This is a genomic window from Brachybacterium sp. JB7 (assembly GCF_003335205.1).
Taxonomy (GTDB): Bacteria; Actinomycetota; Actinomycetes; order Actinomycetales; family Dermabacteraceae; genus Brachybacterium; species Brachybacterium alimentarium.
The window spans coordinates 35,334-54,426 of sequence record NZ_QPGN01000008.1 but is presented as its reverse complement, the minus strand read 5'-3'; the positions used below and the strand labels follow the sequence as shown (position 1 = coordinate 54,426).

Genomic DNA, 19,093 nt, shown 5'->3' with positions numbered 1-19,093 from the left:
GGTTGAGGGTGGCAGGCCGAGGGCAGAGTGCCGGTCTCGCTCTGGAAAGAGGGGACCGCCGCACGAATGGCTGACAGTCCAGACGTGGCCGAGGATGCTTCGCGCCGGCCATCTCTGTACCAACCCAGCCGGCCGACGCCACGCTGCCGCACCGCGTCGGCGCCACGTGGAGACCAGCGTTCTCACCAGTGGACCACCGCAGGTCGGAGTCATGTTCTAGGTTCCGCGGACCATGCCGGTGGAGGGCCCGTCATGGACACTCGACCGTAGGGCGGGCAGGCAGTCGAAGGATCGCGCAACGCTCCATGCGGTACATGGCGTCTGCCCGCGTCGACGTCCGAGCAGGTCGCGCCGGAGCCGCCCGGACGCGTCCACCGCTCACCGGTTGACCTCAAGGGCGCTCGAGGGTGGAGGATCACCTCATCCATCTGAGGAGATGACCATGACCGATCCACTCATCACGAACGAGTCGCTCCCCGTCATGCTGCGGGGCATCACCCAGTGTGCGACCTGCGGCGTCGAGTACGACGCGGAGACGTTGCCCTCCGTGTGCCCCGTCTGCGCCGACGAGAGGCAGTACCTTCCACCCGACGGCGTGCAGCGCTGGCATCAACCCGCAGAGGCGGGCGCCGGCATCAGCGTCGTCGAGGTCGAGGAACGCCTCTTCGCGCTGCGGGTCGATGGCGGGGTCGGCATCGGTCAGGAGGCGAAGGTGCTGGTCACGGACCACGGCAGCGTGATGGTCGATGTGCCGGCCGCGATCACCGCCGCGGCCGTCGAAGAGGTCGCGAAGCTCGGACCGATGCGAGCGATCATCCCGAGCCATCCGCACATGTTCGGCCTGCAGACGGCATGGTCCGCAGCCCTCGGCGACGTGCCGGTCTGGATCGCTCGGGCCGACGCCGGCTGGCTCGGGCGCACGCCCGCGCATCGTCATCTCTGGGACGGCGAGGAGGAGGTGCTCCCCGGCGTCGTCGCAGCGCAGCTCGGAGGGCACTTCCCCGGCAGCGCCGTCGTCCACTGGGGCGGTGCCGACGGCCGGGGCGTCCTGTTGTCGGGCGACACGATCGCTCCGAACCCCGACGGACGCACCACCACGTTCATGTATTCCTACCCGAACCGGATCCCTCTCTCCGGTGCGGTCGCCCTTCGAGTCGCAGACGGCGCCGCACGCTTCGCCTTCGATCGTCTCTACGGCAACTTCGCGGGCGCGATCCTCGGGGGAGCGCGGAACGCGGTGCTGACCTCCGCCGCTCGGCACGCCGCGTGGACCGGCGGGGAGCACGACGATCGCACCGGACCTGCCGGAATGCCCGGCTGAGTTCGGGGCTGACCGCGAGAGAAGTGCGGGATCCTGCTGAGGCTGCTCACCAGCGGCCCGCCGTCATCGGAACTCGCCGTCGCCTCCTCACGAATCGTTCTCGGCGTACTTGCGCTGGCGCTCACGCTGGCCGTGGGTGAGAGTGCGGAGGTTCGTGCGTTGATCGAAGCTGGAGCCGAGCGCGCCGGCGACGACGCCCATGGCGGCGCTCAGCCACGCCACATCGAGATAGCGAGCGAACACGGGGGCTTCGTCGATGACCGATTCCATGTATTCGGGGGCGATCACGATCATGCCGCCGGCAAGGATCAGCAGCACCAGCGCTCCGTAGAGCGCGAGGACGCAGAGCAGCAGGGTGACGACGGTGGAGAGGTTGTAGAGGAGGACGACCCGAGCGAGATTGTCGCGCTTCGGGGAGTCCCACAGTCCGTTGCTCATGATCAGCCATGCCGTCATCGCGACGATCGCGAGAGCGCCGACGCCGAGCAGCCGGGGTGTCGACAGGTAGGTGGACATGACCCAGATCGAGTTGTAGAAGATGCCGAACGCGCCCGTGGCCGAGGCGGCAGCGAGGGCGCTGGAGAGGCGGGGCGCCGTCTTCAGGGGTTCGTTCCCAGCGACCATGCCGAGGATCGTGCGGGCGCCGCCGGATACTCGGTGCGCTCGGAGCGTTGAGTGGTCGGTGCCGTCCGAGCTCTGTGCCCAGTGCAGCCAGGACCGGTCGAAACGTGAGGAGTCGCGAGGTGCGCTGGTGGGCTTCAGCCGCAGGGTGCAGGCCATCAGGGTGTCGAGGATGCGGCGCTTGCTGGTGAACGCGCCGAGCGTCGGGCAGGAGATCACGGCGATCTGTTCCTCCGGGAAGATCTCGGCGATCAGTGGGTGTCCGTCGTTGAGTCGGGGGATCTCGGTGAGGAGGAGCACGGCGTCGGGCGACGAGTACTCGCCGGCGAGGTCGATCGCGTCGGAGAGGTCGAGAGAATCGTCGGGTCGAAGACGCAGCATCGCGGTCTGGACGTCCAGCGTGATCGGTGGGCTGAACGCTTCGTCCAGCAGCTGCTGCAGCTCGTCCTCGATGGACCGTGCGCGTGCGGTCGGCAGACCGGGGTCAGCGACCAGGAGGACGTTCACTCCGGTCATCGGGTCGTCGGCCATTCGGTGTCCTTCCTCGGTGGTGTCGGCCAGCAGGCTACGGTTTCGAGAGAGGCGGAAGGCCGCCTCCGACCACTTGGTGGGGTCCGTGACCGCGCGTTGTCTGCGGTCAGGGTCGCGGAAGCAGCAGCGGGGGCCACGGGGCACGGAGGGAGACCGGGCGAGCGCTAGAGTTGCGCTATCTCTCGACGAGGAGAACAGCTGCAGCAGAGCTCGCGGCATCAGAACCTCGAGGGCGCCGGTCCGCCCGTGGTCCGGGCGGGCGTCGACGAGTCTCGTCGCCACTCGTGGCGGACCGTGCTGAACCGAGGTCGGTGGCACCACTCATGCTCAGCGGAACAGTACGGGCCCTCGGACGGCTCGGGATGGAGGCGGCATGCGCATCGAAGACATTCAGGCCTTCTGCGGCCAGCAGGTCAGCGTGTGGCAGGGCGGACGGCTGGTGGCCGAGGGACTGCTCGACAGCGTGGACGTGATCTCGGCACCGGAACCGCAGGCCGAAGGGGAGGGGTGGCGGCTCGAGCAGGTCCTCGTGCTGGTCGTGGACGATGAGGCCCACCGCGTGGACTTCGGGGTCTCCGTCGTCCCGCGTGACTAGCGTGAGCCGCGTGATGCGTTCTGGCATCGTCCGCGCCGGCGACGATGCGCGTTCACTCCGACGACATGCGGCGCCGGCGGACGTGCCGAATGGCGCCGATCATGCTCGCCCGCCGGCTCGCCGTGCTCATCGGACGCGGTGACCGTCGATCCATACGCCGACGATGTCGCGCGTGCTCGTGATGTCCGTCCGGGCAGGTCACTGACCAGCGTCGTGCTCTTCGGGTTCGTCAAGTTCGTCGTGTTCGTCGAGTTTTTCGTGGTCGTCGGGCCCGTCGAATTCCCGGGCCAGGCTGGTGAAGGCTCGGCGCACCATGTCGGGATCCAGCGGTGCGCGGTTCCAGGACTGGTGGACCCACCAGCCCTCCACGAGGGCGTCGAGAGCGCGGGCCGCCGGTTCGGTGAAGTGGGTTCGCAGGGCGTCGATGGCCTCGGCCTCCAGGGAGGCGATCTGGGCCGCGACCGTCGGGCTGCGGCTTCCGCAGCGGTGCATCTCGCGGCCGAGGCGAAGCTGCTCCGGGGTGGCCCGGGTGCTGCCGCAGGTGGCCTCGACGAGCACCTCGATCGCCGCTTGCCTGTCGACGGCCTCCCTGAGCGGCGTGTCGTAGCGAGGGCGGAGCTGTTCGCCCAGGAGCTCGAACGCGCTCGTGATCAGGTCCGTGAGTTTCGGGAAGTAGTACGTCATCGATCCCAGCGGCACCTCGGCGTGTGCGGCGACGCGCCGGTACGTGGCCGCCTCGACGCCCTCCTCGGCGATCACGGCGGCCGCAGCGTCCCGGATCCGCTGCCGACGACCGGGGTCGTTGGCTATCCCTTTGCGCATGACGCCTCCTGCCTAGCCGCCTCGCCGCCTCGCCGCCTCGCCGCCTCGCGGATCGGCGGCCTCACCTATACGAGCGTACGCACTCTCGTTATGCTGAGGAGACTCGGCCGCGACGAGACGGGGAGGCACGCTGATGCAGAGCACCACGGTGCAGCCGCACGCCACGGAGAGCGCGGTATGAGCCTGCGCGGCGAAGACCTCCAGGAGGTCGCGCGAGAGACCGCCGACGGACTGCCGGGCACGAGCAGCGGGTATCCGTTCACCAAGCATCTGCGGGTGTGGAAGGTCGCGGGGAAGGTGTTCCTGATCGTGACCGAGGACGACCCGGACCTGGAGATCATCACGCTCAAGGCCGAGCCCGACGACGGGGACGCGCTGCGTCGCGAGCATGCGTCGATCCGCCGCGGGCACTACCTCGACAAGGAGCACTGGATCTCCGTCGGGGCCGGGGAAGGGGTCTCGCGGTCCCTGGTCGAGGATCTCGTGGACGAGTCCTACCGGCTCGCCGCACGAGGGGCGCCGGCCAAGGATCGTCCCGAGTAGGGCGAGCGCATCCGCTGCACACGAGGCGCCGCAGGGCGCGAGGACGGAGAACGGGTGGACCACGACGCACCAGCACTGTTCGAGGCCGACGAGTCATCGCGGCCGCTGGCGGACCGACTGCGCCCGCAGACTCTCGCCGAGGTGGTCGGGCAGGATCATCTGCTCGCCCCCGAGGGCCCGATCGGGCGAATGGTCGCCGAGCGTCGGCTGGTGTCCATGGTGCTGTGGGGCCCGCCGGGCTGTGGGAAGACGACGATCGCCCGGCTCCTCGCCGAGGGCACCGGTCTGGCGTTCGAGCCGCTGTCGGCCACGTTCTCCGGCGTCGCCGATCTGCGGAAGGTGTTCCTGGCGGCGCAGAAGCGGCGCGAGATCGGGCAGGGCACGCTGCTGTTCGTCGACGAGGTCCACCGGTTCAACCGGGCCCAGCAGGATTCGTTTCTTCCGTACGTCGAGGACGGCACGATCGTACTCGTCGGCGCGACGACCGAGAATCCCAGCTTCGAGCTCAACGGCGCGCTGCTCTCACGCAGCCAGGTGTTCGTCCTCAGACGGCTCGATGACGCCGCTCTCACGACACTCGTCGAGCGGGCCGAGCGCGCGATGGGAGAACCTCTGCCGGTGGACGCGGAGGCACGGCAGGCGCTCGTGGCGATGGCCGATGGCGACGGACGCTATCTGCTCAATCTCATCGAGCAGGTGCAGCCCGTGCGCCAGCCGTTGGACGCCGCGGGCCTGGCCCAGCTCGTCCAGCAGCGCGCTCCGCTGTACGACAAGTCCCAGGAAGGGCACTACAACCTCATCTCGGCCCTGCACAAGGCGATGCGCGGCTCCGACCCCGACGCCTCCCTGTATTGGCTGGCCCGGATGCTCGACGGCGGCGAGGACCCGCTCTACATCGCACGGCGGCTCGTGCGCTTCGCCAACGAGGACATCGCCATGGCCGATCCGCAGGCGATCCACCAGGCGCTCGCCGCATGGGACGTCTACGAGCGGCTCGGTTCCCCCGAGGGTGAGCTTGCGATCGCCCAGGCCGTCGTCTATCTCGCGACGGCTCCGAAATCCATCGCGGTCTACCGCGGGATGACTCGCGCGATGCGCGCCGCCAAGCAGTCCGGCTCGCTCATGCCACCGGCGCACCTCCTCAACGCCCCGACGCAGCTGATGAAGACGCTCGGATACGGCGAGGGCTACGACTACGACCCCGACACCGAGACGGGGTTCTCCGGCCAGCGCTACTTCCCCGATGCCATGCCCCGCCAGACGTTCTACGAGCCCACCGAGCACGGTGACGAACGCGCCGTCGCCGAGCGGATGCGTCACTGGGCCCGGCTCCGGGACGACCGCGCCCACGGCGACCCCGGCTCCCCGCCCGACGGGTGATCCTTCGCGACACGCTCCCGCGAGGGCTGATCCGGGGCCCCAAGTGTTCGCCGCAGCCGGACTCGTCCGGGTGAGCAGTGCTCCTGGGGCAGGCGGTCCGTCAGTGTGTTCCGGGCTGTTCAGTGCGTCTCCCGGCCGGACCGATCAGCCCCTCTCGGACACGTCGTCGATCCGGAGCTGCTTGAGGAGCAGCTGATCGCGCTCCCTGGCGTGGTGGAGCGTCCCGTCGTCGGCGGTCCAGTCGTACTCCGTGACGTCGAAGATGCCGGTCGTGCGATACCCGAGCCGCTCGTACAGCCGCTGGGCACGAGCGTTGTCGTCGCCCACGGCCATGGCTGCCACGCGATGCCCGCGGGTCAGGGCCTCCCTCGGTCGTAGGGGGCCGGATTCGCCCGCAGGAGTGATGTGCACGCCGGCGTCTCGTCCCTACCTTCCTGCTCAGGACCAGAGGAGGGACCCCATGCACACCACGGCCAGCATCCCGGCGGCGCGACGTCCTGACGGTGTCACCGCGATCACCGCCACCGCCACCGTCACCCGCGCCGACCTCGCCGACCTCGCCGACCCCGCCTGCGCCAGTGCCACCGATTCCGGCACCGAACGCGCGAGCACCGACCCGGCAGCCGCGTCGGCTGCTGCCGGCCGTCGCGATCCCGCCATCGACCTCGTGCGCGCACTGTGCGTCCTCGCCGTCGTGGTGCTGCACGGCATCCAGGTCGGGGTCACGGTGACGGGCCCGGCGCCCGTGCTCGAATACACCACGGTGAACGCGCCCTGGTACCCGCCGCTGACGTGGATCCTGCAGGTGATGCCGATCTTCTTCGTGATCGGCGGCTTCGCCGGGGCACTGGCCCTGCGCCGGCTGCTCGCGCGCGGCGGCACCTCGACGGACTTCGTCGTCGGGCGCGTGCACCGCCTGCTGCTGCCGGCGATCGTCACGGTCTTGGCCGTCGGGATGGTGCTCGCCTGGCTCGGGATCCTGGGGGTTCCCGCGGAACTGCTCGGGCTGGCGGGCGTCCGCTACGGCCAGCCCCTGTGGTTCCTGGGCGTCTTCCTGGCGTGCCAAGCACTCCTTCCCGCTCTGCTGCGCGCGCACGACCGCGCGGCGGTGCGCACGCTCGTCATGCTCGTGATCGCGGCGGTCACCGTCGATGCGCTGCGCGGTCTCACCAGCATCGACGCCCTCGGATACACCAACATCGCCTTCGTCTGGCTCGCCCTCCAGCAGCTGGGCTTCTTCCTGGTCGACGGGCCGCTCGACGCACTGTCACCGGCGGTGCGCCGGAGTGCGGGAGCGGCCGCGGTCGCCGTGCTGATCGGGGGAGTGGTCGCCGGGATCTGGACCCCGGATCTCATCGCGCACCTCAACCCGCCCACCATTGCGCTGCTGCTGGTCGGTGCGGCGCAGACCGCCGCGCTCTCGCTGCTGCGCCCGGCGCTCGCCGAGCTCAGCGCGCATCCGTGGATCGAGGCGTGCACGCGCTTCGTCACCGCTCGCACCATGACGATCTACCTGTGGAACCTGCCGGTCCTGCTCGCGATGGCGGGGGTCTCCGCGGTGCTCGCGCTGCGCGACGGGATGCCGCTGCCGGAGCCGTCGGGCCTGATGTGGTGGACGACCCGGCCATGGTGGCTGGTGCTCTCGATCGTGCTGACCTTCGCCCTCGCCGCAGTGCTCGGGAGCATCGAACGACGCCGACCGGCACGCCCGACCCGCTTGTCCCGGCGAGCGCTGCAGGCCGTGCTGCTCGGCCTGATCGGAGTGCTGATCCTGTTGCTGGCCGGCACCACCGTGCTCACCGCGGGAGCCGCCGTCGGCCTGTTCCTGGCGGCGCTGTCGAGAATCCGCGCCAGGGTTCCTCGTGAGGACAGCGCGTCTCCTCCACGTGTGCGCACGGTCGGCAGGTGAGACGCCCCCGCCCTCGTGACGGAGGGCGGGGGCGCGTCGTGACGGCGGGGGCGCGTCGTGACCCTCATTCGAAGGTCAGGACCGCCGGGCCATCTCATCGATCTGTGCATCGCGGATCCCGCCCGCGACTGCCTTGCGGATCACCCAGTACAGGGTCAGCAGAATGACGACGAACAGCAGTCCATAGAGCACGAGCCCGACAAGAATTTCCATGCGCTCACGGTACGGGCACTGATCGTCCGCGAGCGACCTGGTCCGCTGCTGCGCGCGGTGGACGGCTCTGCTCGCCGCCGCACATCCGACCGCCGGCAGAGCCCCTGACGGAGTCGGCTATCGCTGGGTGACCAGGGAGCTGATCACCGAGAGCGCACGATCCCGCTCCACCCGTCGGCCGAAGGGATGCACGTCGGCCTCGACCACGCCGCGATGCTCGGCGACGACGGTGCGCACCGTCGCCTCGAGCGCGGGGGCCGACGGGGCATGCACCGACAGGGGCGGGTCGAGCACCGCACCGACGAGCGACGGCCCCTCCGCGTAGTAGACGTAGAGCGCACGCTGCACGTCCGGGCCGAACAGCTCCTCGGCTGCTGCGTCCGGCAGGCTCCCCAGGTGGGTGACGAGCATCGCGTGCCCCTCGGCGCGATCGGGCGCGCCGGGACGGTCACCGCCGTCCAGGACGGTGAGCTCTTCGCCCGTGGTGCGCCGGGTGAGCGCGGTGGGCCGGGCGTCGGGGAGGGGATCGTCGTCGACCATGGCTGCCTCCTGGCGGGTGCGGTGCCTCCGGTATCGGGGCCTCCAGTATCGGTGCCGATGCGGGATCAGTCGAGGCAGAACTCGTTGCCCTCGGGATCCGCCAGGACGATGAATCCGATGCTCAGCGGTTCCTCCGGCTCATGGCGGGCGATCCTGCGGGCGCCGAGGGCCACAAGCCGTGCGCATTCCGACTCGAGCGCATCCATCCGTTCCTCGCCGCGGAGGCCAGGTGCCGTGCGCACATCCAGGTGGACCCGGTTCTTGGCGATCTTCCCCTCCGGGACGCGCTGGAAGAAGATCCGGGGACCGGAGCCGTCCGGGTCCTCGAGCGCCGAGGCGGAGTTGCGCTGCTCCTCGGGCACTCCGCTGCGCTCCAGGAACTCGTCCCACGCTTCCAGCGGATCCTTTCCGTCGGGCAGCTCGACACCGGGCGGGGCCGGATGCACGTACCCGAGCACCTCCCGCCAGAAGGCGGAGAGGGTGCGCGGGTCCTTCGCATCGATGGTGATCTGGATGGTGCTGCTCATGGGGTCCTCCGTCGGCGGGTCGTTGTGGCGGACGGGCCGCCGCGTGGTGACAATGATCCTTCCCCGGGGGAAGGACAGGTGCTGTCCGCGAAGAGCAGGTGTCGAAGTACCGGCACCGGCGGCCTACGCTCATTCCATGCCCTCCTTGCTGTGCCTCGACCTCGGCACGTCCGCCGCGAAAGCCGTCCTCATCGCTCTGGACGGTACGGCTGGTCCGCAGGCCAGCAGCGGCTATCCGACGCGCACCACGGCGGGCGGGGGAGCGGAGCAGGACCCGCGGGACTGGTTGCGCGCCGCCCGCGCGGCCCTCGCCGGAGCCCTGCGGGGCAGCGAGGAGCGGCCGCTCGCGCTCAGCATCACCGGGCAGATGCAGGACCTCGTGCTCCTGACCGACGGAGAAGCAGCACCCGCGATCCTCTACAGCGACACCCGCGCCGCCGACGAGGCCGGCGAGCTGCGGAAGGCCCTCCACGCCGAGGGCATCGACTGGGACGATCTGGTCGGCAACGAGCAGGACGCGACCAGCTGCGCCGCGATGTTCCTGCGCCTGACCCGCACCGATCCTGGTCTGGTGCAGCGAGCGCGGGGCATCGTGTTCGGCCCCGCCGGGCATCTCGTGCACGAGCTCGGGCTGGGGGCCTGGTGCGATGTCACCACGGCGTCGGCCACGGGACTGCTCGAGCACCGCACCGGCCGGTGGTCGCAGGACGTCGCCAAGGCTGCCGGGATCGCGGAACAGCTGCTGCCCCGGTTGACGACGGAGACCGGGCAGATCGTCGGCCGGACCGGCGCCGACGCCGGCGCACTGCTGGGGCTTCCAGCTGATCTGCCCGTGGTGCTCGCGCCCGGGGACGCCGGGGCGACCACGCTCGGGATCGTCGGCCTCGAGCCGGGCGACGACTACGCCTACCTGGGCACGAGCGGCTGGCTCGCCACGGTGGTCTCGGAGGATGCCTCCGCCAGCAGTGCGCAGGACACGGATCTGCGTGCCTCCGGGCAGGGAGGCGAGGAGTTCTCTGCCGGCACTTCGCACCGCCTCGCCCTCGGGGCCGGGGCCTCGAGGCGCAGCCTGCGGATCTCCGCTCTGCTCGCTGCCGGAGCGGCGGCGGACTGGGCGCGCGATGCGTTCCTCGGCGGTGCCGCACCTGAGGAGGCAGACCTCCTGCTCGAGAAGCGCGAGGCCGAGCACGGGCGCGGCCCCACCGGTCTGCTCGCCCTGCCCTCGATCCAGGGCGAGCGTTACCCGGTGCGCGATGCGAACCTGCGGGCTGCGGTGGTCGGCATGGATGGGCAGACGCGGAGCATCGACCTGTACGCCGCGGTGCTCGAAGGAGTTGCTCAGGCCATCGCCCATGCCATCAAGGAGGGTGAGAGTGAGAGTGAGAGCGCGGCTCCGGCACGGTCCGACGCTGCGAGCGCGCGCCGTCCGCTCGCCGTCGTCGGGGGCGGAGCCCGCTCGGAGCCCTGGATGAGGATCCTGGCGGACGTCACCGGAAGGCCCGTGCACACGGTCCCGGTCGCCGACGCCGCCCTCGTCGGCTGCGCGCTCGCCGCGGCAGATGCCCTGGGCCTCGAACATCACCTCTGCCCGCTGGCGGACCAGGCCGGCGAGCACATCGTCGACCCTGCCCCGTCGGCCGGTCCCATCGTCGACCCCGACCTGTCGGCCGGTCCCATCGTCGATCCGGACCCGTCGGCCGCGCGCATCGTCGGCCAGGACCCGTCGGCCGGACGCATCGTCGCCCCTGACCCGTCGGCCGTTCGCGGGCATTCCGCTCTGCGGCCGTCCCACCGCGCCCTCTATGCAGCTCTCGCCGGTCTGCGAGCGGCGCGCTGAGGCACCCGCAACGCAGCTCGGACCCCCACCACCGTCCGTGCCGGTCGGCGGCGCGTCCTCAGCGCTAAGGGGTGGCCGGGCCGAATGCTGGAGCGAGCTGATCTGGCCGGCCCGAGGGCTGAAGCGGGCTGATCTGGCCGGGCCGAATGGCGAGGCCGGCTGATCAGGTCAAGCCGACTGGTCAGGCAGGTTTGGTGGCCCAGTGGATCGCGAGGGTGCCGAAGAGGTGCAGCTCATGACCTACGCCCACGAAGCCGGCCTCCTCGAGGAGCCCCTGGACCTGGCTCGGCGTGCGGAAGCCGCGCGTCGTGGAGGAGAGGTACTCGTAGGCCTCGGGGTTCTTCGTGATCAGGTGCGACAGCCGCGGGACCACGTGCTTGATGTAGAGAGTGGAGAACGGCCTGATGATGTTCTTCGGCGGCGGCGAGGTCTCCAGCGCGACCATCCTGCCGCCGGGCTTCAGCACTCGGAACTGCTCGGCCAGGGTGGTGGGGATGTCGGCGACGTTGCGCAGCAGGTAGCCGTGGGAGACCGCATCGAAGCTCTCGTCCGCGAAGGGGAGGTCCATCGCGTCGGCCTCGACCCAGGCGATCTTGTCGCCGCCGGGCCGGTCCTTACCCACCGCCATCATCTCCGGGGAGAAGTCGGCGCCGGTGACCTGCGCCCCCTCATGGGATCGCAGGATCTCGAACGCGATGTCGCCCGTCCCGGTCGCGAGGTCCAGCACGGCCGGGGTGCCGGACAGCTCCGCCCGACGCACCGTGCGGCGCACCAGGCGAGGCTCCTGGCCCCAGGTCATGACGAGGTTCATGAGGTCATAACGACCGGCGATCCCGTCGAACATGGAGGAGACGCGGCTGGCGTGGTCCTCGGAAGAGGCGCCGTGGGGCGCAGGCTGGCTCGTGCTCACCCGGCCCACGGTAGTCGGTGCGTCCTGACACCGAGCCGTGCGGGCGCGGGGTCCGGGTGAGGCGGAGGGACGTTACAGCGGCGGCGTGGAGGAGGCAGCCCGCACCGGGCGTGCTGCGCCGACGCGGCGGGCGGACGGGCGTCGCCGCGAGGGCCCTGACGCCGTCCGGAGCCGCCGGACGTCACCTATCCTCCACATTCTTCGTGATTCTCCCTGTGGAGGAGAGGTGGGGTTGTCCACAATGCCCTGATGGGAGCCTGATCCCGGCTGACGTGCGTAGACGGCGGGAAGCTGGTGCGCCATGGATGACCCGGAGAGTTATCCACATCGTGCGAACGGGGTTTCGAATTCGCACCCATCGGCGGACGATGGATGCATGCTGATGTCGACGCCTCCATCCCCTGCCGACGGGCCTGACGGCCCGTCGCAGGAGGTTGCAGCGCTGCATGCCTCGGGGCCTGCCGCCGTGGCCGAGCTGCTCGGGGACGCGGGCTTCCTCCTCCGCTCGATCGCGGTGGAACCCGAGGTGATGTTCGACGCGGAGAGCCGCGCACGCGAGGAGTACGTCAACCTTCTGCACAAGGCGCAGGAGATGCGCGGGATTCTCGACGCGCTCGAGGCTCGCACGCTCGTCGCGCTCAGCGAGGCCACTCGTCTCGAACGGGTCCGCGAAGCGCAGGCTCAGGTCGGCCCCGAGCTCTCTGCGATGCCGTCGCTGGAGAAGCTGCACCAGCGCGCCGACGCGCGATCACGCCGGGATGTCTCCCACATGACCAGGCGTTCCCCGTCGGACGCAGGGCGCACCATGGCGTCAGCGCGCCGTCTCGTGACCTCGATGCCCCACCTCCTGACCGCGATGGCCACAGGGAAGGCGGCCGCGGCGTCGATCTACGCCGCGGCCGATGGGGCAGCCGTGCTCGATGCCGCTCAGCGTTCGCAGGTCGACGACGCCCTGCACGCGCGCCTGCCCGACCTCGACGGAGCGGGCACCCGACGCTGGCGTCAGGCCGTCGCCCTCGCGGTCCACGGCCTCGACCCCGAGGGCGAGACCGTCCGGCACCGCCGCTCCCGGACGCAGCGCCATGTCACCTTCACGCCGGGGAGCCACGGCATGGCGACGATCAGCGCCTACATGCCGGCGATCGATGCCCGCCTGATGCACAAGCGGATCTCCCTGGAGGCCGAGCGTCGCCAGGCCGGCGGGGAGAAGGGTCCCCACGGAGCGCTGATGGCCGACATCCTGCGGGACGCAGTGCTCACACGCGATGAGTCAGGCGGCTCAGCGCCCCCGGTCACCGTGGATCTCGGTGTGATCATCACCGACCGTGCCCTGTTCCATCCCGGCAGCGGTGACGTCGCCCATCTCGAGGGTTACGGGCCGGTTCCGGCAGAAGCCGTCCGCGAGCAGCTGCGCGCCATCACCGCGACGCCCGGCCCGTCCCAGCGTGATCCCTTCGGAGCCGACGGACCGGACGTCCGCGCGGTGATGCGGAGGCTGTACACGCACCCCACCACCGGCGAGCTGGTGAGCATGGATTCACAGGCGCGCGCCTTCCCACCCGCCATGGGCAGGTTCCTGACCTGGCGGGACACGTCCTGTCGGGGCCCGTTCTGCAACGCGTCGGTGCGGCACCACGACCACATCACGCCCTTCTCGCGAGGCGGGCCGACGAGCCTGGACAACGGGCAGGATCTCTGCGCGCACTGCAATCAGAAGGAGGACGACGCACTCGCTGTGGAGCGGGCCGGCGACCCCGAACACCCGGGACACCGCGTCGCATGGACGAGCTGGTCGGGGACCACTCGCGTCACGGCTCCGCCGCCACTGATCGGGCAGACGCCACCTGCCGAGCCTGATGACCCGGACGGGTTCGCTGTGGCCGGGCCGGACGAATTCTCTGGGGCCAGCACCGACGAAGGGACCCAGGCCAGCTCCGACGAAGGGACCCAGGCTGGCGCCGACGACGAGGCCCCGGCCCGGACGGCCGAGGCGGAGAAAGCCAGTGTGCGAGAAGTCGGCACGCAGGAAAGCGGCAAGCGCGAAACCGATCAGAGGGACACGAACAGGCGCGAAGGGGAGGGGCCAGAGCCTGATGGGTCGGTTCCCTCTCCACCATGATCGACTCCCGGGGCTGCCCAGCAGACGGCCCGTCGACGGGGCAGAGCGCCCGTGTCCGTACTGTGAGCCGATGATCCGACACACCGTCTCGTTCACCCTCGTCCACGCCGCCGATTCCCCGGAGGAGCAGGAGTTCCTCACCAGGGCGCCGGAGCTCCTGCGCGCGATCGACGGGGTCCGCGACTTCACCGTCTCCCGCCAGGTCAGCCCCAAGAGCAGCTTCCGGTTCCAGTTCGCGATGAGCTTCGAGGACCAGGCGGCCTTCGAGGCCTACGACGCCCATCCCGATCACCAGAACTTCGTCGCGACCCGTTGGGCCACGGAGATCGCGGAGTTCCAGGAGCTGGACTTCGTCGCCTACGCCTGAGTGCCCTCTGGTTCGAGGATCAATGGACTCGTGGACTCGTGGACTCGTGGACTCGTGGACTCGTGGACTCGTGGACGCGTGGGCTCGTGGGTTCGTGAACCCGTGTGGACCCATGGGCTCACGGCTCCACGGGCTCACTGACCTAAGGCTCTGCAGAACCACGGACCCGTGAAACGCACTGCGCTCCTCCCCGCGCGGGGAGGAGGGCAGTGCACTGCCGGCCGACGACGGACTCGCTCAGGAAGCAGTCATAGTTGTCACGACTTCACCGCACCCTGCGTCAGGCCGGAGATGACCCACTTCTGGGTGAGGATGTAGACCACGACCGCCGGGGCCATCGCCATCAGGTACGAGGCGAAGGCGATGTTGTAGTTGTTGCTGAACTGCGTCTGGAACATCTGCTGCAGCACCGGGAGGGTCTGCAGCTCCGGGTTCGTGGTGATCAGGCTCGGCATCATGAAGTCGTTCCACGAGCCCAGGAACGCGAAGATCCCCACCGTGGCGGACATCGGGGCGAGCAGCGGGAAGATCAGCCGGGCGAACACCTGCCAGGTGGTCGCGCCATCGACCCGCATCGACTCCTCGAGCGAGAGCGGGATCGAGCGCAGGAACGCTGTGAACAGCAGCGTGTTGAAGGCCAGCGCGAACACGATGTGCAGGATCGCCACGCCGAGCGGGTTGTCCAGCCCCACGATGCCCGTGAGCTTCACCTGCGGCAGGGCCACCACCGGGAACGGGATGAACATCGCGGCCAGTAGGTAGAAGAACGACCAGCGGAACAGGCGACGGTCCCAGTTGCGCACGATCGCGAACGCGGCGAGCGAGGAGATGATGATCTCCCCGGCCACTGCCACCGCTGTGATGAACGCGGAGATCGCCAGGCCCCGCGGGAAATCGGTCAGGTGCCAGGCCTCGGAGAAGCCCTCCATCGAGAACGGGGCCGGCAGCGAGAAGGCCGAGCCGTCAACGGCCTGCGCGGTGGTCTTCAGCGACATGTTCACGGTGACCAGCAGCGGAACCAGTACAGCCAGCGAGCACACCAGCAGGATCGCGGTGATCGGCCAGTTGAAGCGGTCGGTGCCGATGCCGCTGCGGCGGCCGGAGCGACGCCGGGGCGTCTCCTGGGCGATGGGGCGGGGGCGGGTGTCCGTGGACGGTGTGGTGCTCATGCTCCGAAGCTCGCTTTCCCGGCGGTGAGCCGCAGCTGGAGGCCGGCGAGGATGACGGTGATCAGGAAGAACACCGCGGCGTTCGCCATCTGGTAGCCGTAGTCACCGGCGCCGAACCCCTTGAAGATCGACATCGCGATGGAGGTGGTGGCGGTGCCCGGGCCGCCATCGGTGAGGCCCACGATGACGTCGTAGGCGTTGAGGAATCCCTTGAAGCCGAGGATGGTGTTGATGAGGATGAATCCGGAGACCATCGGCAGGGTGATGCGGCGCAGGCGCTGCCCTCCGGACGCGCCGTCGATCGCGGCTGCCTCGTACAGCTCTGCGGGAATCGTGACCAGACCCGCGATGTAGATGAGCATCGCGCCGGGGATCGAGGACCACGCGGTGACCAGCACGATGCCGAGCCAGGCGAGGTTCTCGTCGGCGAGGATCGACTCCGAGAGCACGCCCAGGCCCAGTGCCTGGCCGAGGGCGGGCAGTGAGTTCGACAGCAGGAACTTGAACACGAACGCGATGATGATCCCGGAGATGACCATGGGGATCACGAAGATGGTGCGCAGGGCGGTCTGGAAGCGGATCTTCGAGGTCAGCATGACGGCGAGGGCGAAGGCGATCACGTTGACCACGATCACGGTGACCAGCGCGAACCCCAGGGTGAACAGGTAGGCGCTGAGAATGTTCGGATCCTGGAACAGCGCGATGTAGTTGCGCAGGCCGATGAACTCGTAGTCGCCGAAGCCGACGGAGTTGGTGAAGCTGTAGAAGAACCCGACGACGGCCGGCAGCGTGATCACGAGAGTGAAGATCGCCAGGGCCGGGAACAGGAAGAGGTAGTAGATCGGATCCACCCGACGTCGGCGGTGCGCCGGGGCGGGGGAGGAGCCGGCCGGGCCGGTGCGGGAGGCGGGCTCGCTCGCGCGGGCCCTCGAAGCGGTGGATGTCTGCGCTGACATGGTGGGGTCCTTGGGGTCGACGGCGGAGGGGCCGCTCAGGCGCGGTAGGCGAGCCGGGCGAAGTCTGAGTCGATCTGGGCGAGGATCGGTTTCGGGTCCGCGCCGAGAACGATCGACTGGAGGTAGTTGGGGAAGGGGATCGTGGGCGGGATGAACTGCGAGGCGCCCATGTAGAAGCGGCCGTCGTCGTAGTACGGCTGCATCTCGGCGATCCGTGGGTCGCTCACCGCCGGGGCGTCGTCCGTAGTGGAGAACGCGAGAGCCAGTTCGTTGTAGGGGAACTGGATCTCCGGGGTCATCAGGTGCTGGAGGAACTTCCGGGCCCCGTCCTTCTCGTCGGCCTGCTCCGGGATCCACAGCGACAGGTCGATGTTCACGCGGATCTTCAGGTCCTCGGGGTCATCGGTCACGGGCAGCGGGAACGAACCCAGCTCCACGTCGGTCGCGGCCTTCTCGATCTCCACCAGTGCCCAGGGGCCCTGGAAGTACATCGCGGCCTTGCCCTGCGCCATTGCTGTGTTGCCGTCCCCGTAGCTGCGGCTGGAGGCGTCCTCGTTGAGGTACGGCAGCAGCTCGAGCATCTGCTCGACGGGCTCCAGCAGTGTGTTCTGGAAGGAGACCTCGGAGTCGGGGCCGACGTCCTCGCCGATCTCGTTCAGGCGGGTGATGAAGTCGCGCACGTCGACCCGGCCGCCGATGACGTAGTCGAACAGGCCCTGCGTCGTGGTCCAGAGGTCCGGGAAGGTCGCGTAGATCGGCGTGGTCCCGGCACCGAGGAAGGTCTCGCACGCGCTCAGCAGCTCATCCCAGGTGGTGGGGACCTCGACGCCGTTCTCCTCGAAGAGCTGTTTGTTGTAGATGACCGAGGAGGCGGCCACGGAGAAGGGGATCACGCTCGTGCGGCCCTCGTAGCCGGGGTACCAGTCCACCAGCGCGAGCACGTCATCGCGGATCCGGCCGGCCTCGGGCAGGTCCGCGAGGTCGGACAGGGCGCCGCGTTCCATGAAGCGGGCCATGTCCAGGTTGTAGTTCTGCAGGGCGAGGTCCGGCGGGTTGGAGCGCACGAACCCTGCCTGCAGGTTCGTGGCCACGTCCTGGATGTAGGTGAAGTCGGACTGCTCGGTGTTGAACTCGTCGACGAGCTCGCGGAAGTGCGCGATCACCTCGCGCTTGGATTGGTAGAAGGTGACGCGCGAGCGGTCTGATGAGCTGCATCCGGACAGCCCGCCCGCAGCGACGAGGCCGGCGGCGCCGGCACCGGCGGACAGCAGGGAGCGACGGGTCGGGCGACCGGTTCTGAAGGGTGTGGGTGACAACGGTGTCTCCTCGGCGGCGTAGCAACCGATATATTCAGTTGCTAGATTTAATGCGTGGAGAAAGTATGGGTGGCGTCACAACCCACGTCAAGAACCCACGTCAAGAGTCCACGTCAAGAACCCACGTCAAGAGTCCACGTCAAGAACGCACGCCGAGGAGGTGTCGATGCGGGTGTCCACGAGTGTGCTGCGCCGGATGAACATCGAGGCGCTGCTGCGCCATGCCGTCGTCGCCGAGAACTTCACCGCCGCCGAGGCGATGCAGGCCACGGGCCTCACCCGGGCCACCGTTCTCGGGCTGTGCGACGAGCTGACCGCAGCGGGCTGGCTGGAGGAGATCGAGGACAGCCGGGTCGCGGGCCTCTCGCGCCGCGGCCGCCCCGCGCGTCGTCACCGTCTCAGGGGCGGGGCCGGCCTGCTGATCGGGGTCGATGCCGGGCGCAGCGGTTATCGCGCGATGGCGGCGGACCTCCGCGGCACCGAACTGGCCACCGCTCGCCGCGAGCTCGACCCGGCGACCGTGGACCGCACGCTGCGCATCGCCACCGTCCAGGGGCTGGTGCGGGAGGTGCGCGAGGCCGCCGGCTCGAGCGCGCCGCTGCTGGCCACCGTCGTCGGGATCCCGGCCCCCGTGGACACCCGGGGCGCTTCCCCGATCGACATCGGCACGTTCTGGCGACTGATGAACGCGGATTTCCCCGACCATCTCGAGGGCCCGGTGGTGGTCGAGAACGACGCGAACCTGAGCGCGCTGGCCGAGCACGCGCAGCAGCCCGGCGACAACATGGCCGCCCTGCTCGTGGGGGAGAGGGTCGGTGCCGGGCTCATCATCGACGGACGTCTGCTGCACGGAGCCCAGGGCGGTGCCGGCGAGATGCGTTTCCTGGACGCCATCCTCCAGGACGACCTCGGCGCCGAGGGCGTCGCCTCCCTCGCGCGCCGATGGGCGCTCGAGGAGCTCGCCACCGGTCGCGACTCGCCCGCGCTCGCCGCCGTCCCGGCCCGTTCGCTCAGCGCCGTCGACGTCTTCGCCGCCGCAGCCGACGGCGATGCCGTGGCCCGCGAGGTGCTGGACCGGATCGGCGAGCGCATCGCGCGGATCGCCGCGATCCTCGTCAGCCTGCTCGGCGTGGAGCGGATCGTGGTGGCCGGCGCCGTCGCAGCGGCCATGGAGCCGGTCCTGGCGCGTACCCGCGCGGTGCTCCCGGACATCGCCCAGGCCCCGTTCGCCGAGCTGGTCGCCAGCGGACTGGGACGCGATGTCGTCGTCCGCGGAGCGATCGAGCTCGCCATGACCCGCCTGAAGGCGGACCCCCTGAAACTCCTCGACACCCCTGCAGGACGGGTGCGAGGGACCGACGTGCCCGAGCCGGATCAGCCGGCTCGAGTGCAGACCCACCGATGAGAGGACTCAGCA

19 protein-coding genes are annotated in these 19,093 nt (G+C 69.7%); 9 read left to right on the top strand and 10 right to left on the bottom strand.

The window, feature by feature from the left end; genetic code table 11:
- The first annotated feature begins 442 nt into the window (after window positions 1–442).
- Window positions 443–1,321 carry a hydrolase gene (locus CIK81_RS11195; protein WP_241964129.1) on the top strand — a complete coding sequence of 293 codons (879 nt, stop codon included), beginning with the start codon at window positions 443–445 and terminating at the stop codon, window positions 1,319–1,321.
- Between the two features lie 87 nt (window positions 1,322–1,408).
- Here the strand turns inward: CIK81_RS11195 and CIK81_RS11190 are convergent, their stop codons facing one another.
- Complete coding sequence (locus CIK81_RS11190) at window positions 1,409–2,473, bottom strand: hypothetical protein (RefSeq protein ID WP_096163375.1); 1,065 nt, start codon at window positions 2,471–2,473, stop codon at window positions 1,409–1,411.
- A gap of 373 nt (window positions 2,474–2,846) precedes the next feature.
- Here CIK81_RS11190 and CIK81_RS11185 point away from each other — a divergent pair, with 373 nt between their 5' ends.
- Window positions 2,847–3,068 (top strand): hypothetical protein, encoded by a 222-nt coding sequence (locus CIK81_RS11185; protein ID WP_096163374.1) that lies wholly within the window; start codon window positions 2,847–2,849, stop codon window positions 3,066–3,068.
- A gap of 198 nt (window positions 3,069–3,266) precedes the next feature.
- Here the strand turns inward: CIK81_RS11185 and CIK81_RS11180 are convergent, their stop codons facing one another.
- Window positions 3,267–3,890, bottom strand: coding sequence for a TetR/AcrR family transcriptional regulator (locus CIK81_RS11180; RefSeq protein ID WP_096163373.1), 624 nt, complete (start codon window positions 3,888–3,890; stop codon window positions 3,267–3,269).
- 177 nt (window positions 3,891–4,067) lie between these two features.
- Here CIK81_RS11180 and CIK81_RS11175 point away from each other — a divergent pair, with 177 nt between their 5' ends.
- Both CIK81_RS11175 and CIK81_RS11170 read left to right on the top strand, forming a co-directional pair.
- On the top strand, window positions 4,068–4,433 hold the full coding sequence (locus CIK81_RS11175; RefSeq protein ID WP_096163372.1) for an MmcQ/YjbR family DNA-binding protein: 366 nt from the start codon (window positions 4,068–4,070) through the stop codon (window positions 4,431–4,433).
- Between the two features lie 54 nt (window positions 4,434–4,487).
- Window positions 4,488–5,813 (top strand): replication-associated recombination protein A, encoded by a 1,326-nt coding sequence (locus CIK81_RS11170; protein WP_114355708.1) that lies wholly within the window; start codon window positions 4,488–4,490, stop codon window positions 5,811–5,813.
- A 144-nt stretch (window positions 5,814–5,957) separates the two neighbouring features.
- Here the strand turns inward: CIK81_RS11170 and CIK81_RS11165 are convergent, their stop codons facing one another.
- A complete protein-coding gene (locus tag CIK81_RS11165) occupies window positions 5,958–6,224 on the bottom strand; it encodes a GNAT family N-acetyltransferase (RefSeq protein WP_147272354.1) in 267 nt (88 codons plus the stop codon).
- Window positions 6,225–6,273: 49 nt separating this feature from the next.
- Here CIK81_RS11165 and CIK81_RS11160 point away from each other — a divergent pair, with 49 nt between their 5' ends.
- Window positions 6,274–7,722 (top strand): acyltransferase, encoded by a 1,449-nt coding sequence (locus tag CIK81_RS11160; protein ID WP_114355706.1) that lies wholly within the window; start codon window positions 6,274–6,276, stop codon window positions 7,720–7,722.
- A 75-nt stretch (window positions 7,723–7,797) separates the two neighbouring features.
- Here the strand turns inward: CIK81_RS11160 and CIK81_RS18190 are convergent, their stop codons facing one another.
- The 3 genes from CIK81_RS18190 to CIK81_RS11150 all read right to left on the bottom strand — a co-directional run bounded on the left by CIK81_RS18190 (window position 7,798) and on the right by CIK81_RS11150 (window position 9,002).
- The gene (locus tag CIK81_RS18190) at window positions 7,798–7,935 is read right to left on the bottom strand and encodes a hypothetical protein (protein ID WP_158542001.1); all 138 of its coding nucleotides are present in this window, start codon (window positions 7,933–7,935) and stop codon (window positions 7,798–7,800) included.
- 117 nt (window positions 7,936–8,052) lie between these two features.
- Window positions 8,053–8,475 carry a hypothetical protein gene (locus CIK81_RS11155; protein WP_096163368.1) on the bottom strand — a complete coding sequence of 141 codons (423 nt, stop codon included), beginning with the start codon at window positions 8,473–8,475 and terminating at the stop codon, window positions 8,053–8,055.
- Between the two features lie 65 nt (window positions 8,476–8,540).
- Window positions 8,541–9,002: a VOC family protein gene (locus tag CIK81_RS11150; RefSeq protein ID WP_096163367.1), complete on the bottom strand. Its 462-nt coding sequence runs from the start codon at window positions 9,000–9,002 to the stop codon at window positions 8,541–8,543.
- Between the two features lie 136 nt (window positions 9,003–9,138).
- Here CIK81_RS11150 and CIK81_RS11145 point away from each other — a divergent pair, with 136 nt between their 5' ends.
- Window positions 9,139–10,839, top strand: a complete 1,701-nt coding sequence (locus CIK81_RS11145; protein ID WP_114311115.1) for an FGGY family carbohydrate kinase — start codon at window positions 9,139–9,141, stop codon at window positions 10,837–10,839.
- A 181-nt stretch (window positions 10,840–11,020) separates the two neighbouring features.
- On the opposite strand, the gene CIK81_RS11140 is transcribed toward CIK81_RS11145, so the two are convergent.
- Complete coding sequence (locus CIK81_RS11140) at window positions 11,021–11,749, bottom strand: ubiquinone/menaquinone biosynthesis methyltransferase (protein WP_241964128.1); 729 nt, start codon at window positions 11,747–11,749, stop codon at window positions 11,021–11,023.
- Window positions 11,750–12,125: 376 nt separating this feature from the next.
- On the opposite strand from CIK81_RS11140, the gene CIK81_RS11135 reads away from it, so the two are divergent.
- Together CIK81_RS11135 and CIK81_RS11130 are read left to right on the top strand one after the other, a co-directional pair.
- Window positions 12,126–13,868, top strand: coding sequence for an HNH endonuclease (locus CIK81_RS11135; protein ID WP_241964127.1), 1,743 nt, complete (start codon window positions 12,126–12,128; stop codon window positions 13,866–13,868).
- A gap of 70 nt (window positions 13,869–13,938) precedes the next feature.
- Entirely contained in the window at window positions 13,939–14,235 is a 297-nt protein-coding gene (locus tag CIK81_RS11130; RefSeq protein ID WP_114305739.1) for a Dabb family protein, read from the top strand.
- 257 nt (window positions 14,236–14,492) lie between these two features.
- Here CIK81_RS11130 and CIK81_RS11125 read toward each other — a convergent pair whose 3' ends face one another.
- From CIK81_RS11125 to CIK81_RS11115, 3 genes are read right to left on the bottom strand one after another with little or no spacing between them, the layout of a single operon-like run.
- Window positions 14,493–15,404 carry a carbohydrate ABC transporter permease gene (locus CIK81_RS11125; RefSeq protein ID WP_114305738.1) on the bottom strand — a complete coding sequence of 304 codons (912 nt, stop codon included), beginning with the start codon at window positions 15,402–15,404 and terminating at the stop codon, window positions 14,493–14,495.
- Window positions 15,401–16,360 (bottom strand): carbohydrate ABC transporter permease, encoded by a 960-nt coding sequence (locus tag CIK81_RS11120; protein ID WP_114311116.1) that lies wholly within the window; start codon window positions 16,358–16,360, stop codon window positions 15,401–15,403. The genes CIK81_RS11125 and CIK81_RS11120 overlap by 4 nt, the downstream gene beginning before the upstream one ends.
- Before the next feature lie 35 nt (window positions 16,361–16,395).
- The gene (locus CIK81_RS11115) at window positions 16,396–17,676 is read right to left on the bottom strand and encodes an ABC transporter substrate-binding protein (RefSeq protein ID WP_114311117.1); all 1,281 of its coding nucleotides are present in this window, start codon (window positions 17,674–17,676) and stop codon (window positions 16,396–16,398) included.
- Between the two features lie 166 nt (window positions 17,677–17,842).
- Between CIK81_RS11115 and CIK81_RS11110 the strand changes: the two genes are divergently transcribed.
- The gene (locus CIK81_RS11110; protein ID WP_158542000.1) at window positions 17,843–19,081 is read left to right on the top strand and encodes an ROK family protein; all 1,239 of its coding nucleotides are present in this window, start codon (window positions 17,843–17,845) and stop codon (window positions 19,079–19,081) included.
- Window positions 19,082–19,093: the final 12 nt, after the last annotated feature.